This is a genomic window from Streptomyces sp. M92, assembly GCF_028473745.1.
GTDB lineage: Bacteria > Actinomycetota > Actinomycetes > Streptomycetales > Streptomycetaceae > Streptomyces.
Genome location: NZ_CP101137.1, coordinates 3,986,742 through 4,000,006, shown reverse-complemented (window position 1 = coordinate 4,000,006; position 13,265 = coordinate 3,986,742). Strand labels below are relative to the sequence as shown.

Here is a 13,265-nt window from a genome sequence, read left to right as displayed (position 1 = left end):
TGGCCCCGGACCGGACCTCCGGCATATCGTGACAGGAGTGGGTGAAACGGTCCTCAGGGCGAGGAGGTCGCCATGCTCCAGGAGCTGCTGACCGCGGCTGCCGCCGCCGGGGGCGCCGGGGTGCTGTACATCGCGTCGGCGGCGCGGATCGTCAAGCAGTACGAGCGCGGGGTCGTCCTGCGGCTCGGCCGGCTCGCCGGTGAGGTGCGGCAGCCCGGCTTCACCCTGATCGTCCCGGTGGTGGACCGGCTGCACAAGGTCAACATGCAGATCGTGACGCTCCCGGTGCCCGCCCAGGAAGGCATCACCCGGGACAACGTGACCGTCCGCGTGGACGCGGTCGTCTACTTCAAGGTGGTCGACGCCGCCTACGCGCTCATCCGCGTCGAGGACTACAAGTTCGCGGTGTCCCAGATGGCGCAGACGTCGCTGCGGTCCATCATCGGCAAGAGCGACCTGGACGACCTGCTGTCCAACCGGGAGAAGCTGAACCAGGGCCTGGAGCTGATGATCGACAGCCCGGCCGTCGGCTGGGGCGTGCAGATCGACCGCGTCGAGATCAAGGACGTGTCACTGCCCGAGACCATGAAGCGCTCGATGGCGCGGCAGGCCGAGGCCGACCGCGAGCGGCGGGCCCGGGTCATCAACGCCGACGCCGAGCGCCAGGCCTCCAAGGTGCTCGCCGAGGCGGCGCGGGAGATGTCGGAGACACCGGCCGCGCTGCAACTGCGGCTGCTGCAGACGGTGGTGGCGGTGGCCGCGGAGAAGAACTCGACGCTGGTGCTGCCGTTCCCGGTGGAGCTGCTGCGGTTCCTGGAGAATCCGCAGCGGCTGGCGCCCGGCCCCACGCCGGAGCAGCCGGCCGGCACGTGACGCGTGTAGCGCGCGTGGTTCCCGGGAAACGTGCCAGGTGATAGACACAGCGGGTCACAGTCCTGTCCGCCAGCAGGAAGGTCACCCCATGTCCATGTCCAGCCGTCCGGCGACTCGGCGCCAGGTGCTCGCCCGCAGCGGAGCCCTGGGCGCAGGCATCGCCTTCACCGGCGCCCTCTCCGAGCTGTTCGCCGGCACCGCCGCCGCCCACTCCCCGGGCCACACCGGCTACGGCCCGCTGATCCCCGACCCCGACGGCCTGCTCGACCTGCCCAGAGGATTCCGCTACCGGGTCCTGTCCCGCGAGGGCGACGAGCTGCGCTCCGGCGAGGGCCCGGTCCCGTCCAACCACGACGGCATGGCGGCCTTCGCCGCGCGTTCTGGGGGCCGCCACGGCGGCGTCCACCTCGTGCGCAACCACGAGAACCGCGCGGACGGCCGGGTCCCCGTGCCCACGGTGGAGGGCCTGACGTACGACCCGGAGGGCAAGGGCGGCTGCACCGCCCTCACCCTGGACCACCGCAACCACGTCCGTGACGAACGGGTCGCGATCGCCGGTACGGCCGTCAACTGCGCGGGCGGCCCCACACCGTGGCACACCTGGCTGACCTGCGAGGAGACCGAGGACAGGGCCGGCACCAACGGCTACACCAAGGACCACGGCTTCATCTTCGAGGTCGACCCGGCGGACCCGCACCGCACCGGCGCGGTGCCATTGACCGCGATGGGCCGGTTCCAGCACGAGGCGGTCGCCGTGGACCCGCGCCGGGGTGTCGTCTACGAGACGGAGGACGCCTTCGAGCGGCCGTTCGGCCTCTTCTACCGGTTCCTGCCCGAGAAGCCGCTGGGCGGGACGGGCTCGCTGCGGGCGGGCGGCCGGCTCCAGGCGATGCGCGTGCCCGGCGTGCCCGACCTGTCCTCGATCCAGGAAACCGGCGCCTGCTTCGACGGCGTCGAGTGGGTCGACGTACCCGACCCGCTGGCCGCCGGGACGCCGATCCGGCACCAGGACTTCGGCCGGGGCGGCATCACCCACGCGCAGAAGCTGGAGGGCTGCTACTGGGGCGGGCGCAGCGTCTACTTCGTGTCGTCCTTCGCCCGCAGCGCGGACGGCTCGGCCGCCGACCACTACGGGCAGATCTGGCGCTACGACCCCGAGCGGCGCCGGCTCACCCTGGTGATCGTCTTCGGCCCGGACACCGACGTGCGGCTGCCCGGCGAGTCCCCGGACAACATCTGCCTGGCCCCCAGCGGCGGCCTCATGGTCTGCGAGGACGGCAACGGTGCCCAGCACGTCTACGGCGTCACCCGGCGCGGTGACGTCTACGCCATGGCCCGCGGCGCCCAGAACATCGGGTCGCAGGAGGAGCCCGAGTGGGGTGAGTTCGCGGGGGTGACCTTCTCGCCCGACGGGGACACGATGTACGTCAACTGCTACACGCCCGGGACCACGTTCGCCGTGACGGGCCCCTGGCGCCGGTAGCGAGGCCGTCGCGTCGCCCGGTCACTGAAGCCCCGGCCTGTGGGTACTCGGCCCCGCATGACGGAGAACGCGCAGGTCAACGACTCGTACTGGCTTCGGACGGCACCGGGCGGCGCACCGCGCCCCGCCCTCGCGGAGGATCTAGACGTCGATGTCGCCGTGATCGGCGCGGGCGTCGCCGGGCTCAGCACGGCCTGGGAGCTGGCGCGGGCGGGGCGCAGTGTGGCGGTGCTGGAGGCCGGGCGGGTCGCCGCCGGGGTCACCGGGCACACCAGCGCCAAGCTGACCGCCCTGCACTCGCTGGTCTACGACAAGCTGCGCCGCACCCGGGGCCCCGAGGGCGCCCGGCTGTACGCCCGGTCCCAGTCGGAGGCGATCGAGCACGCCGCCCGGGTCGTGGCCGAACTGGGCATCGACTGCGACTGGGAGACGCGGGACGCGTTCACGTACGTCGGCGACGCGAACCGGGTGGACGAGGTGCGGGCCGAGGTGGCCGCCGCGAAGGAGGCGGGGCTGCCGGCGTCGTTCGTGACGGAGACGGGACTGCCGTTCCCGGTCGCGGGCGCGGTCAGGGTCACCGGGCAGGCGCAGTTCCACCCGCGCAAGTACCTGCTGGCCCTCGCCGAGGACCTGGAGGCGCACGGCGGGCGGATCTTCGAGGGCACCACCGTGCACGGCCTGGACGAGGGCGGCCCGTGCCGGGTGTCGACGGAGTCGGGGGCGACGGTGACCGCCCGGGACGTCGTCGTCGCCACCCACTACCCGATCTTCGACCGGGCCCTGCTCTTCGCCCGCCTCTCCCCGCGCCGCGAGCTGGTCGTCGCCGGGAGCATCGAGGCGGACCGCGACGTGGACGGCATGTACATCACGCCGGACGAGAACACCCGCTCGGTCCGCACGGCGCCCCTGGACGAGGCGGGCCGCCGGCTGCTCATCGTCACCGGCGAGCACTTCACCCCCGGCACGGGCGACACCCGGGAACGCTTCGACCGCCTGTCCGCCTGGGCCCGCGAGCACTTCCCGGGCGTCGACCTCACCTACTCCTGGGCCACCCAGGACATCGACCCGACGGACACCGTGCCGATGGTGGGGCCGCTGCACCCGGGCGCGAAGCACACGTACGTCGCCACCGGCTTCGGCGGCTGGGGGCTGAGCGGCGGCATGATGGCGGGCCGGCTGCTCACCGCTCAGATCACCGGCGAGGAGTGCGCGTGGAGCGCCCTGTACGACCCGCGGCGGCTGCGCACGGCGGTGCGCGAGGCGCCGGCGCTGCTCAAGACGCAGGCCGAGGTGGCCCGGCACTTCGTCGGCGACCGCCTGCGCCCCGCCCCGCCCGTGGACGCCCTGCCGCCCGGCGAGGGAGCCCTGGTCCGGGTGGGCGGCGACCGGCTGGCGGTCTACCGGGACCAGGCGGGCGCGCTGCACGCCGTGTCCTCGCGCTGCACCCACCTCGGCTGCCTGGTCGCCTTCAACGCCGCCGAGAAGGCCTGGGAGTGCCCCTGCCACGGTTCCCGCTTCGACACGGACGGCAAGGTGATCCAGGGTCCGGCGACGAAACCGCTGGAGCGGCGGGACATCTGAGGCGGGCGGGCGGCGTCTGATCCGGGAGGGTGACCTCACGGGCACGTCACCACACATAGTCATACAAACCGAACATCACGCTCATACGTTCGTGCGGTGACCACTCTCGTACGCCGCGCCGCCGCCTTCTGCGCCCTGGCCGCCTCCTCCGTCGCCCTCGCCGCCTGCGGCACCACCGAGCCCGGACAGACACCCCGACCGGCACCGTCCGCGCCCTCCGTCTCCGCCTCCGCCTCCGAGCCCGCCCCGGACCGGGCGCCCACCCTGGCGCCCGGTCCGGCGGGGCTCACCCCCGTCTTCGAACACGGGCCGCGTGCCGAGGGCAGGACGATCGCCCTCACCTTCGACGCCGACATGACGGCCGACCAGGGACCGCGGGCCGCGGCCGGGGAACGGTTCGACAATCCGCGGCTGATCGCGACGCTGCGGGAGCTGGACGTACCGGCCACCGTGTTCATGACCGGCCGGTGGGCCGAGGAGTACCCGGACGCCGCCCGGTCCATCGGCCGGGACCCGCGGTTCGAGATCGCCAACCACTCCTACAGCCACTACGCCTACACCGACGACTGCTACGGCCTGCCGACCGTGTCCGAGGACCGGATGCGGTCCGACGTGGAACGGGCGTACGCGGCGTTCGAGAAGGCCGGGGTACCGGAGGCGATGCCGTACTTCCGTTTTCCCGGCGGCTGTTACGACAAGGCCGCGCTCAAGGCGCTGTCGGCCACCGGCGTCACCGCCGTGCAGTGGGACGTGGTGAGCGGGGACGCGTTCGCGACCGACGCCGACGCGGTGGCCCGGCAAGTGCTGGACGGGGCCCGGCCGGGGTCGGTCGTCGTCATGCACTGCACCCGCAGCGCCGCCCCGGTCACCGAGGAGGCGGTGCGCACCATCGTCCCCGAGCTGCGCGAGAGGGGCTACCGCTTCGTGAAGGTCTCGGAGCTGATCGGCGCCGCGAACGGCCGCCGCTGACGGGCCTACGCTGGAGGTGTGAGCGGCGACGACGACCAACGCATCGACAACGGCGAGCGCATCGACGACTACTGCCTGATCGACGCCACCCGGCCGCCGAAGGCCGACGGCCCGCCGTACGCGGAGTGCGTGCTGTGCCGGGAGCCGACGGAGTACGCCGAGTCGTACAAGGGGATCACCATGTGCCCGCGCTGCGAGTGGCAGGAGGCCCAGCGGACGGCCTGCTCAGGCTGACCTGCGCGAGCTGAGCCGGCAGGCCGCCGCGGTCGCGGCCCCGGCGATCAGGACGGCCGCGCCCAGCGGGAGCAGGGGCAGCGGTACGGTGCCCGACCGCGAGCCGGTGACCAGCCCGCTGACCGCCGCACGCGCCGGGGAACCGGCGGTCACCAGGGCGAACAGGGCCGCGAGCAGCAGCGCGGGGAGCGCGCGGCCGGGTGAGCGGAGCAGCGGCCAGGAGGTGAGCGCGCCGACGGCCGTGCCGAGCAGCGCGCACACGAGCACGGCGAGCAGTCCCGAGCCGCCGACCGCGAGCGGGGAGACGCGGGTGGCGCGGTCCGAGGCGGCCGGGTCGCTGATCACCGTCACGACGGCGGTCGCCGCCGCGCCCAGCACGACCGCGGCGGCCAGGGCGACCAGTACGCAGGCCAGATGGGCCCGCGCGGGCCCCCGCGCCGCCGAGACACAGCCGCGCGCGGCGGGCGGCTCGCCGGTGACGCAGATACGCACCAGCCAGGCCGCGACCGGCAGCAGCGTGGCCGCCGCCCAGCCCAGCGAGTCGAGCACCGGCTGACCGCCCTGCACACCGACGGCCAGCACGGCGGCGTACAGGACCAGCGGCGGGAGCCAGCGCCGGGAGCGCAGCAGCAGGGCGGTCTGGTAGCGGAACAGGGCGGTCAACGGGGGTCCTCCTGAGCCGGTTCACGGGCGTCCGCCCGGGCGTGCACGGCGTGCACGCTCGCCACGTGCCAGGGCGGCTCGGCGGTCAGGAGCGTACGCAGCAGGACGTCGGAGTGGGAGGCGGGGACGGAGAGGGTGTACCGACCGGGGCGCTCCTCCTCGGCGCGTGCGGCGATCCGCAGCGCCTCGGCGGGCGGGGTGCCCCCGTGCGGACCGTGCGCCCGGACGACGACGCGCGGCCCGTCCGCGACCGGGGCTGGCGCGGTACGGCGGTGCAGGGCGCCGTCGCGGACGGTGTACGTGGCGTCGGGCGCGCCGGCCAGGCGGCGCGGGTCGTGGTCGACGAAGACGACGGCGCCCCCGGCGGCCGCGCGCTCCGCGACCGCCCGGTCCAGCTCCTCCCGGGCGTCGGTGTCCAGCCCGGTCCAGGCCTCGTCGAGGACGAGCAGGTCCGGTTCGGCGAGCAGGGCCTGTGCCACGGCCACCTTCTGGCTGCCGCCCTTGGACAGCCGCTCCAGCGGCGTGCCGGCGTGTCCGGCGGCGCCCAGGCGCTCCAGCCACCTCCCGGCCGCCGAGGCCGCCGCCCGGCGGGACAGCCCGTGGACGGTGCCGAGGTGGGTGAGGTAGGCGGCGGCGGTGAAGGGCAGGGCGGGCGGGAACCGCTCGGGGACGTAGGCCGTGCGCGGCCGGCCGGTGATCCGGCCCTCGGTGGGGGCGTCAATGCCGGCGAGCAGGCGCAGCAGCGTCGACTTGCCGGTGCCGTTGGCGCCCTCGATCCGGACCAGGGTGCCGGGCGGCAGGCTCAGGTCGACGCCGCGCAGCACCCAGGACCCGCTCAGGCCGTAGCGGCGGCCCACCGTGTGCAGCCGTAGCTCGCTTCGCATGGGGTCATCCTCTCGCGTCCGCACGGCTTGGCAGACTGTGTCCGTGAGCAACGACGCGACGACGCCCGTCCCCGACAGCCCCTTCCGCCCCGAGCCCGGCGACCGCGACCTCGCGCCGCAGTTCGTCCTGCCGCTGGTCGTCCGCATCGAGCGGGCGGCACCGCCGCCGCGTACCGACGCGCTGGAGACGGCGGCCCGGGCGGTGCTGGTGATGCTGGGCGACGAGCGGTCCAACGGCGATGGCGAGTGGGCCCGCGCGGTGCGGGACTGGCAGGACGCGCGCATCCGCAAGGTCGTGCGGCGGGCGCGCGGCGCCGAGTGGCGCCGGGCGGAGGCGCTGCCCGGCATCACGGTCACCGGGAAGACGGCGGAGGTGCGGGTCTTCCCGCCGGTCCCGCTGGACGGCTGGCCCAAGGACCTGGCCCGCCTCCAGGTCTCGGGCACCGACCTCGACGACCCGGAGCCGCCGGCAGACGCCGGCCTCTGCGCGCCGGTGCTGTGGATGAACCCGGACCTGGACATGTCGGCCGGCAAGGCGATGGCCCAGGCGGGGCACGGCGCGCAGCTCGCCTGGTGGGAGCTGGACGACGCGGGCCGGGCCGCCTGGCGGGACGCGGGCTACCCGCTGGCGGTGCGCACCCCGGGCCCGGACCGCTGGCGGGCCCTCACGGCGAGCGGTCTGCCGGTGGTCCGCGACGCCGGGTACACGGAGATCGCGCCGGGGTCGTGCACCGTGGTGGCGGACCACCCCGCGCTGCGGTAGCCGAGGAGACCTGTCCGCCGGGGAGCAGGGCGCACGGCCTGGTCGCAATGTGGCGGTATGGCACTTTTGATGGAGATCGAGTATCCCGGTGTCACGGCCGAGCAGTACGACGAGGTCCAGGAGACCGCAGGCACCCGTTCCGGACGTCCCGCCCCCGGCGGTCTGCTCGGCCACCTGGCCGTCGTCACGGCGGACGGCCTGCGCGTGGTGGACGTGTGGGAGTCGAGGCAGGCCCTGGAGGCCTATCTCCCGGTCATCCTCCCCGCCACGAAGGAAGGCCGGCTTCCCGGACGCCGAACCGCGGCTCTCCGAGCTCCACAACGCCGTCTTCCCCGGCTGACCTCCTTCCGTCCGGGCTGACGGCGCCCGGCGCCCGGGCGGCGCACCGTGCGCCGTGGCATCGTGGTGCCATGACCATCGACGTCCGTCCGGCCTCGGTCTTCGAGGACGTCCGTGCGGTGCTCGGCCCGAAGTCGCCGCGGGCCAACGTCTGCTGGTGCCTGAGCTACCGCCTCCCCTCCAAGGTCAACAACGAGCTGCGCGGCCCGGCCCGCGGCGCCTACGTCGCCGAGCTGTGCCGCACGGGGCCTCCTTTGGGCGTGCTCGCCCACGACGGTGACGAGCCGGTCGGGTGGGCCGCCGTGGCGCCGCGCGCGGACACCTCCTTCGCCCGCAACCGCAAGATCCCGCACGTGGACGACCTGCCGGTCTGGTCGCTGTGGTGCGTGCGGGTACGGCCCGGTCACCGCAGGCGGGGGATCTCGCACGCCCTCATCGCCGGGGCGGTCGACTTCGCCCGCTCCCGGGGCGCTCCGGCGGTCGAGGCGTATCCGCTGGACAACGGGGACGCCCGGGCCGATCTGACCATGGCGTACGCCGGTCTCCGGAAGAACTTCGAGCGTGCCGGGTTCGTCCACGCCGCCGACACCGCCTCGGTGCTGGCCGGCCATCCCCGGGTCCTGATGCGGCTCGACCTGCGCTGACGCCCGGCCCCCCGGCCGAACCTCAGATGTTGCTCTGAACATGCCCCGTGCGGGGTTCGGGCCGGGTGCGCCGGGCGATACCTCCGGCATACCGGCAGGAGGGGGACGGGACCATGGAGCGAACGGCACGGCTGGGCACCGGTGTCGGATGGCGTCCGGAGATCGCCGGCGCCGTCGAGGCGATGCCCGGCATCGACTGGGTCGAGGCCGTGTCCGAGAACCTCTGCCCAGGGCACCTGCCCGAGTCCCTGGTCCGGCTGCGCGAACGCGGGGTGACCGTGGTGCCGCACGGGGTCTCGCTCGGGCTCGGCGGGGCCGAACGGCCGGACGCGGGCCGGCTCGCGGCGCTGGCCGAGCGGGCCGGGGCACTTCGGTCGCCGCTGGTGACCGAGCACATCGCCTTCGTCCGGGCGGGCGGCCCCCTGACCGCCTCGCAGCGGCTGGAGGCGGGGCACCTGCTGCCCGTGCCGCGCACCCGCGACGCCCTCGACGTGCTGTGCGAGAACGTGCGTATCACGCAGGAAGCGCTGCCGGTGCCGCTCGCCGTGGAGAACATCGCCGCGCTCATCGCCTGGCCGGACGATGAGATGACGGAGGGCCAGTTCCTGTACGACCTGGCCGACCGGACGGGCGTGCGGCTGCTGATCGACGTGGCGAACCTGCACACCAACCACGTCAACCGCGGGGAGGACCCGGCCGAGGCGCTCGGCGAACTGCCCCTGGAGGCCATCGCGTACGTCCACGTCGCGGGCGGCTTCGAACGGGACGGCGTGTGGCACGACAGCCACGCCCACCCCGTCGCGCAGCCGGTGCTCGACATCCTGACCGACCTCGCCTCGCGGGTGGCGCCGCCCGGTGTCCTGCTGGAGCGCGACGAGAACTTCCCCGCGGCCGAGGAGCTGGAGGGCGAGGTGGCGGCGGTCCGCGCCGCCGTGGAGAAGGGGCGGGCGGCGGCGGGCGGACCCGTCGCCGGGCGGCGGGCTCCCGCGCCCGTCGCGACCGGGCCCGCGCGGGACGCGGCCGGCGCCGGGGACGCCGTACGGCAGCGGCTGGCCCTCGCTCAGACGGCGCTGCTGTCCGCGCTGGTCGCCGGGACGCCCGTGCCCGAGGGGTTCGACCGGGTGCGGCTGGGCGTGCAAACGCGGGCGCTCGCCGGGAAGCGGGCGGACGTGGTCGCGAAGGTCGCGCCCGAACTGCCGGTGATCCTCGGCACCGGATACCGGCCGGCCTTCCTGTCCTACGCCCAGCGGCGGCCGATGACCGGGGGCTACCGCCGCGACGCCCTGGACTTCGCCGAGCACCTGCTGCGGGACGGACTCCCGCAGGACGGGGCCGCGCGGCGGGAGTTGAGGCAGTGGTGGGTGGAGCGGGAGGGGCCGGTGCCGCGTCCGCGGCGTCCCGGGGCGCGGTGGGCGCGTGCGACCGGGCGGGCGCTGCTGCGCCGCCGGACCGCATCGGACCGGGCCTGACCTGGCCTGATCCGACCTGGCCCGGTCCGGCCCGATCCGGCCCGCTCCGGACAAACGGAACGTCACATACCCACAACACTGCGTCCCGAAATGTGAACAGGGCATGGCGCCGGCGAAAGCCTTTGGCATAGAAGTACGGCATGTTCTGGGTCCTTCTCCTCCTGGCGGCCTGGGCCGTCGCCGGCCTGGCGTGCCTGCGGCTGTGTCTGGCCGCCGTGCGCGCGGCGGCCGCCACCCCGCACGCCGTCGACCGTGAGCACGCGCTGACGCTGTACGAGGCGGCGTTCCTGGCGGGCGGGCCCCGGAGGGTCGCCGACCTGACGCTGGTCTCCATGGCCCGCCAGCGGCGGCTGCTGCTCGCGCACACCGGCTGGGCGACCGTCGTCGACCCGTGCGGGCGGGACGAGATGGAGCGGTCGGTGATAGGGGCGATAGGGCCCGACGGGCAGTCCCGGATAGCACCGGTGCGGGCCACCGCTGCCGCCGCGGACGCGGTGCGGGGGCTGGCCGACCGGCTGGTCCGGGCGGGCCTCGCCGTGCCGGACGGCGCCCGCGGCGTCGCGGCCGGCGTCCAGCGGGTGCGGGTCGCCGCCGTCACCGTGGTCGCGCTGGGCGCCGCCGCGCTGGCCCTGCCGCTGCCCGTGGACCAGCCGCGCCCGCTGATCGCCCTGTGGTTCGCGCTGCCGCTCACCCTCACGCTGGGGTGTCTCGCCATCACGCGGATGGAGGTCCACCCGTATTCGCGCTGGGCGTCCCCGGCCGGGCAGCGGATGGTCGGCGCCCTGGTCCGGAAGGCCGACGGTTCGGCGGACGACCGTACGTACCTGACCTCGGTCGCCGTGCGGGGCGTGCACGCGATCGGCGAACCGGACCTGCGCGCGGCCTTCGCCCATCGCGAGCGCCACGTCGAGGAGTACCGGGCGCGTCAGGACTGACGCGCCGGGGGCGTACGGAGGCACTGGACGCCGACACCCGGGGGCGGTGCTTGCCTCGCCGGGGCGCCGTACCAAACATCCCTTGTGTCACTCCGTGCACCGAAGGGATACGCGATGCGAGCTGCCGCCCTCTACTCGGCCGCCGGGTCCTTGCTGCTGACCACCCTCGCCGCCGCTCCGGCACAGGGGACGCCGGGCGGGCCCGGGACCGCCGAGGCGCGCGGCACCGCCGTGGCCGCCGGGCGAGCGGCGGCGGCGGGCATCGAGTTCGGCAGGTGCCCGAAGGCGGAGGAACTGCCGGCCGCCATGCGCTGCGGCACGGTCTCCGTGCCCCTGGACTACGCGCACCCCGACGGTAGGCGCATCGAACTCACCGTCAGCCGGATGCGGGCCACCCACGAGGACCCGGAAGACGCGGGGCGCGAGGTGCCCGGACAGGGCGCGCTCCTCTACAACCCCGGTGGCCCCGGCGCCTCGGGGCTGTACTTCCCGCTGGTCGGCATGGTGCCCGAGTGGAAGCGGATCGCCGCCGCGTACGACCTCGTCGGGTACGCCCCGCGCGGGGTCGCGCCCTCCGCGCCGCTGTCCTGCCAGGACCCCGGGGACTTCTTCAAGGGACCCCGTCCGGCACCGACGCGGCCCTCGGACGCGTACAAGGAGCAGCGCGCCGCCGAGGCCGAGGCGTACGCGCGCGGCTGCGCCGAACGGGCCGGGGACGCGCTGCGGCACTACCACTCCCTCAACAACGCCCGCGACCTGGAGGTCGTGCGGGCCGCGCTGGGCGAGGAGAGGCTGACGTTCATGGGGGCGTCGTACGGGACGTACCTCGGGGCGCTGTACGCCGAGCTGTTCCCCTCGCGGGTGCGGCGGATGGTGTTCGATTCGGTGGTGAACCCCGATCCCGAGGGGATCTGGTACCGCAACAACCTGGAGCAGTCCGAGGCGTTCGAGGACCGCTGGACGGACTTCAAGGAGTGGATCGCCGAGCACCACGCCGTGTACGGGCTCGGGGACTCGCCGAGAGAGGTCCAGAACAGCTACGAGGAGGCGGCCGAACGGCTCGCGGCACGGCCCGCGGGCGGGACGGTGGGGCCCGCGCAGTTGCAGGGGGCGTTCCTGAAGGCCGGGTACTACGACGACTACTGGCCGCACCGCGCCGAGGCGCTGTCGGCGTATCTGAAGGGCGATCCGCAGCCGCTGATCGACCAGGCGGGGACGCGGACCGAGGAGGGCGCGGCCGGGGCGGAGAACTCCAACGCCGTGTACACGGCCGTCGAGTGCAACGACGCGCCCTGGCCGACGGACTTCGAGGTCTGGGACCGGGACAACACGCGGCTGGCCCGCCGGGCGCCGTTCGAGACGTGGGACAACGTGTGGACGAACCTGCCGTGCGCCTACTGGCGGGCGCCCCGGCAGCGGCCCCTCGACGTGCGCACCGGCCCGGGTGAGCTGCCGCCCACGCTGCTCCTGGCCGCCGAAGAGGACGCGGCGACCCCGTACGAGGGGGCGCTGGAGCTGCGCCGGCGGCTGTCGGGGTCGGTGCTGGTGACCGAGCGGGACGCCGGGACGCACGGCGTCGGCGGCGGGCCGAACGCGTGCGTCAACGGCCACCTGGAGGCGTACCTGCTGGACGGCCGCCTCCCGGCGCGGGACACGTCGTGCGCCCCGCGCCCGGAACCGGAGCCGAGGGCCTGATCAGGCCAGTCCGGCCACCAGCTCACCGAGGTCCTTGCGCCGTCCCGTGAAGAAGGGAACCTCCTCGCGGACGTGCATGCGTGCCTCGGAGGCGCGCAGGTGGCGCATGAGGTCGACGATGCGGTGCAGTTCGTCGGCCTCGAAGGCGAGGATCCACTCGTAGTCGCCCAGGGAGAACGAGGCGACCGTGTTGGCGCGCACGTCCGGGTAGCCGCGGGCCATCTTGCCGTGGTCGGCGAGCATGCGGCGGCGGTCCTCGTCGGGCAGCAGGTACCAGTCGTAGGAGCGCACGAACGGGTAGACGCTGATGTAGTTCCGCGGCGTCTCGTCGGCCAGGAAGGCCGGGATGTGCGAGCGGTTGAACTCGGCGGGGCGGTGCAGCGCCATGTTCGACCAGACGGGCTCCAGCGCGCGGCCGAGCCTGGTGCGGCGGAAGAGGTTGTACGCCTCCTGGAGCTGGTCGGCGGTCTCCGCGTGCCACCAGATCATGAGGTCGGCGTCCGCACGCAGGCCGGACAGGTCGTAGGTGCCGCGGATCGTCACGTCCTTGGCGGCGAGCTGGTCGAACAGCTCCTGGACCTCGTCGGCGTACCCGGCGCGGTCCTCCGGGAGGGTGTCCTTCAGCTTGAAGACGGACCAGAGGGTGTAGCGGATGACCTCGTTGAGGTCCTTGGCCAGCTTGCCCTTGTTGGGGATCCGCTCGGCGGCGGGGGTGGAGGCGTCGTCACTCATG

14 protein-coding genes are annotated in these 13,265 nt (G+C 74.4%); 11 read left to right on the top strand and 3 right to left on the bottom strand.

Annotation, left to right across the window (positions count from 1 at the left end; genetic code table 11):
* The first annotated feature begins 72 nt into the window (after positions 1-72).
* The 5 genes from M6G08_RS18100 to M6G08_RS18080 all read left to right on the top strand — a co-directional run bounded on the left by M6G08_RS18100 (position 73) and on the right by M6G08_RS18080 (position 5,140).
* A complete protein-coding gene (locus M6G08_RS18100; protein ID WP_272588192.1) occupies positions 73-873 on the top strand; it encodes a slipin family protein in 801 nt (266 codons plus the stop codon).
* Positions 874-961: 88 nt separating this feature from the next.
* Positions 962-2,356: a PhoX family protein gene (locus M6G08_RS18095; RefSeq protein WP_272588191.1), complete on the top strand. Its 1,395-nt coding sequence runs from the start codon at positions 962-964 to the stop codon at positions 2,354-2,356.
* Between the two features lie 57 nt (positions 2,357-2,413).
* On the top strand, positions 2,414-3,937 hold the full coding sequence (locus M6G08_RS18090; protein WP_272588190.1) for an FAD-dependent oxidoreductase: 1,524 nt from the start codon (positions 2,414-2,416) through the stop codon (positions 3,935-3,937).
* Positions 3,938-4,033: 96 nt separating this feature from the next.
* Entirely contained in the window at positions 4,034-4,906 is an 873-nt protein-coding gene (locus M6G08_RS18085; protein WP_272588189.1) for a polysaccharide deacetylase family protein, read from the top strand.
* Positions 4,907-4,924: 18 nt separating this feature from the next.
* Positions 4,925-5,140, top strand: a complete 216-nt coding sequence (locus M6G08_RS18080) for a hypothetical protein (protein ID WP_272588188.1) — start codon at positions 4,925-4,927, stop codon at positions 5,138-5,140.
* Here the strand turns inward: M6G08_RS18080 and M6G08_RS18075 are convergent.
* Both M6G08_RS18075 and M6G08_RS18070 read right to left on the bottom strand, forming a co-directional pair.
* On the bottom strand, positions 5,132-5,803 hold the full coding sequence (locus M6G08_RS18075) for an ABC transporter (RefSeq protein WP_272588187.1): 672 nt from the start codon (positions 5,801-5,803) through the stop codon (positions 5,132-5,134). The two genes, M6G08_RS18080 and M6G08_RS18075, sit on opposite strands and share 9 nt — an antisense overlap.
* Positions 5,800-6,687: an ABC transporter ATP-binding protein gene (locus M6G08_RS18070; protein WP_272588186.1), complete on the bottom strand. Its 888-nt coding sequence runs from the start codon at positions 6,685-6,687 to the stop codon at positions 5,800-5,802. The genes M6G08_RS18075 and M6G08_RS18070 overlap by 4 nt, the downstream gene beginning before the upstream one ends.
* Before the next feature lie 43 nt (positions 6,688-6,730).
* On the opposite strand from M6G08_RS18070, the gene M6G08_RS18065 reads away from it, so the two are divergent.
* From M6G08_RS18065 to M6G08_RS18040, 6 genes are all read left to right on the top strand, one after another.
* Complete coding sequence (locus M6G08_RS18065; RefSeq protein WP_272588185.1) at positions 6,731-7,450, top strand: peptidyl-tRNA hydrolase; 720 nt, start codon at positions 6,731-6,733, stop codon at positions 7,448-7,450.
* Positions 7,451-7,507: 57 nt separating this feature from the next.
* Positions 7,508-7,810 (top strand): hypothetical protein, encoded by a 303-nt coding sequence (locus M6G08_RS18060; RefSeq protein WP_272588184.1) that lies wholly within the window; start codon positions 7,508-7,510, stop codon positions 7,808-7,810.
* Between the two features lie 50 nt (positions 7,811-7,860).
* Positions 7,861-8,433: a GNAT family N-acetyltransferase gene (locus M6G08_RS18055; RefSeq protein WP_272588183.1), complete on the top strand. Its 573-nt coding sequence runs from the start codon at positions 7,861-7,863 to the stop codon at positions 8,431-8,433.
* Between the two features lie 113 nt (positions 8,434-8,546).
* Complete coding sequence (locus tag M6G08_RS18050; RefSeq protein WP_272588182.1) at positions 8,547-9,902, top strand: MbnB/TglH/ChrH family RiPP precursor modification enzyme; 1,356 nt, start codon at positions 8,547-8,549, stop codon at positions 9,900-9,902.
* A gap of 140 nt (positions 9,903-10,042) precedes the next feature.
* On the top strand, positions 10,043-10,837 hold the full coding sequence (locus tag M6G08_RS18045) for a TIGR04222 domain-containing membrane protein (RefSeq protein WP_272588181.1): 795 nt from the start codon (positions 10,043-10,045) through the stop codon (positions 10,835-10,837).
* A 114-nt stretch (positions 10,838-10,951) separates the two neighbouring features.
* Positions 10,952-12,532, top strand: a complete 1,581-nt coding sequence (locus M6G08_RS18040; protein WP_272588180.1) for an alpha/beta hydrolase — start codon at positions 10,952-10,954, stop codon at positions 12,530-12,532.
* On the opposite strand, the gene hemQ is transcribed toward M6G08_RS18040, so the two are convergent.
* On the bottom strand, positions 12,533-13,264 hold the full coding sequence (gene hemQ / locus M6G08_RS18035; RefSeq protein WP_272588179.1) for a hydrogen peroxide-dependent heme synthase: 732 nt from the start codon (positions 13,262-13,264) through the stop codon (positions 12,533-12,535).
* Position 13,265: the final 1 nt, after the last annotated feature.

Excerpts from the sequence above, each read along its gene's own strand:
- M6G08_RS18050 (WP_272588182.1), top strand. The coding sequence starts at position 8,547 with ATGGAGCGAACGGCACGGCTGGGCACCGGTGTCGGATGGCGTCCGGAG.
- hemQ (WP_272588179.1), bottom strand. The coding sequence starts at position 13,264 with ATGAGTGACGACGCCTCCACCCCCGCCGCCGAGCGGATCCCCAACAAG.
- M6G08_RS18090 (WP_272588190.1), top strand. The coding sequence starts at position 2,414 with ATGACGGAGAACGCGCAGGTCAACGACTCGTACTGGCTTCGGACGGCA.
- M6G08_RS18045 (WP_272588181.1), top strand. The coding sequence starts at position 10,043 with ATGTTCTGGGTCCTTCTCCTCCTGGCGGCCTGGGCCGTCGCCGGCCTG.
- M6G08_RS18055 (WP_272588183.1), top strand. The coding sequence starts at position 7,861 with ATGACCATCGACGTCCGTCCGGCCTCGGTCTTCGAGGACGTCCGTGCG.
- M6G08_RS18100 (WP_272588192.1), top strand. The coding sequence starts at position 73 with ATGCTCCAGGAGCTGCTGACCGCGGCTGCCGCCGCCGGGGGCGCCGGG.
- M6G08_RS18070 (WP_272588186.1), bottom strand. The coding sequence starts at position 6,687 with ATGCGAAGCGAGCTACGGCTGCACACGGTGGGCCGCCGCTACGGCCTG.
- M6G08_RS18040 (WP_272588180.1), top strand. The coding sequence starts at position 10,952 with ATGCGAGCTGCCGCCCTCTACTCGGCCGCCGGGTCCTTGCTGCTGACC.
- M6G08_RS18095 (WP_272588191.1), top strand. The coding sequence starts at position 962 with ATGTCCATGTCCAGCCGTCCGGCGACTCGGCGCCAGGTGCTCGCCCGC.
- M6G08_RS18060 (WP_272588184.1), top strand. The coding sequence starts at position 7,508 with ATGGCACTTTTGATGGAGATCGAGTATCCCGGTGTCACGGCCGAGCAG.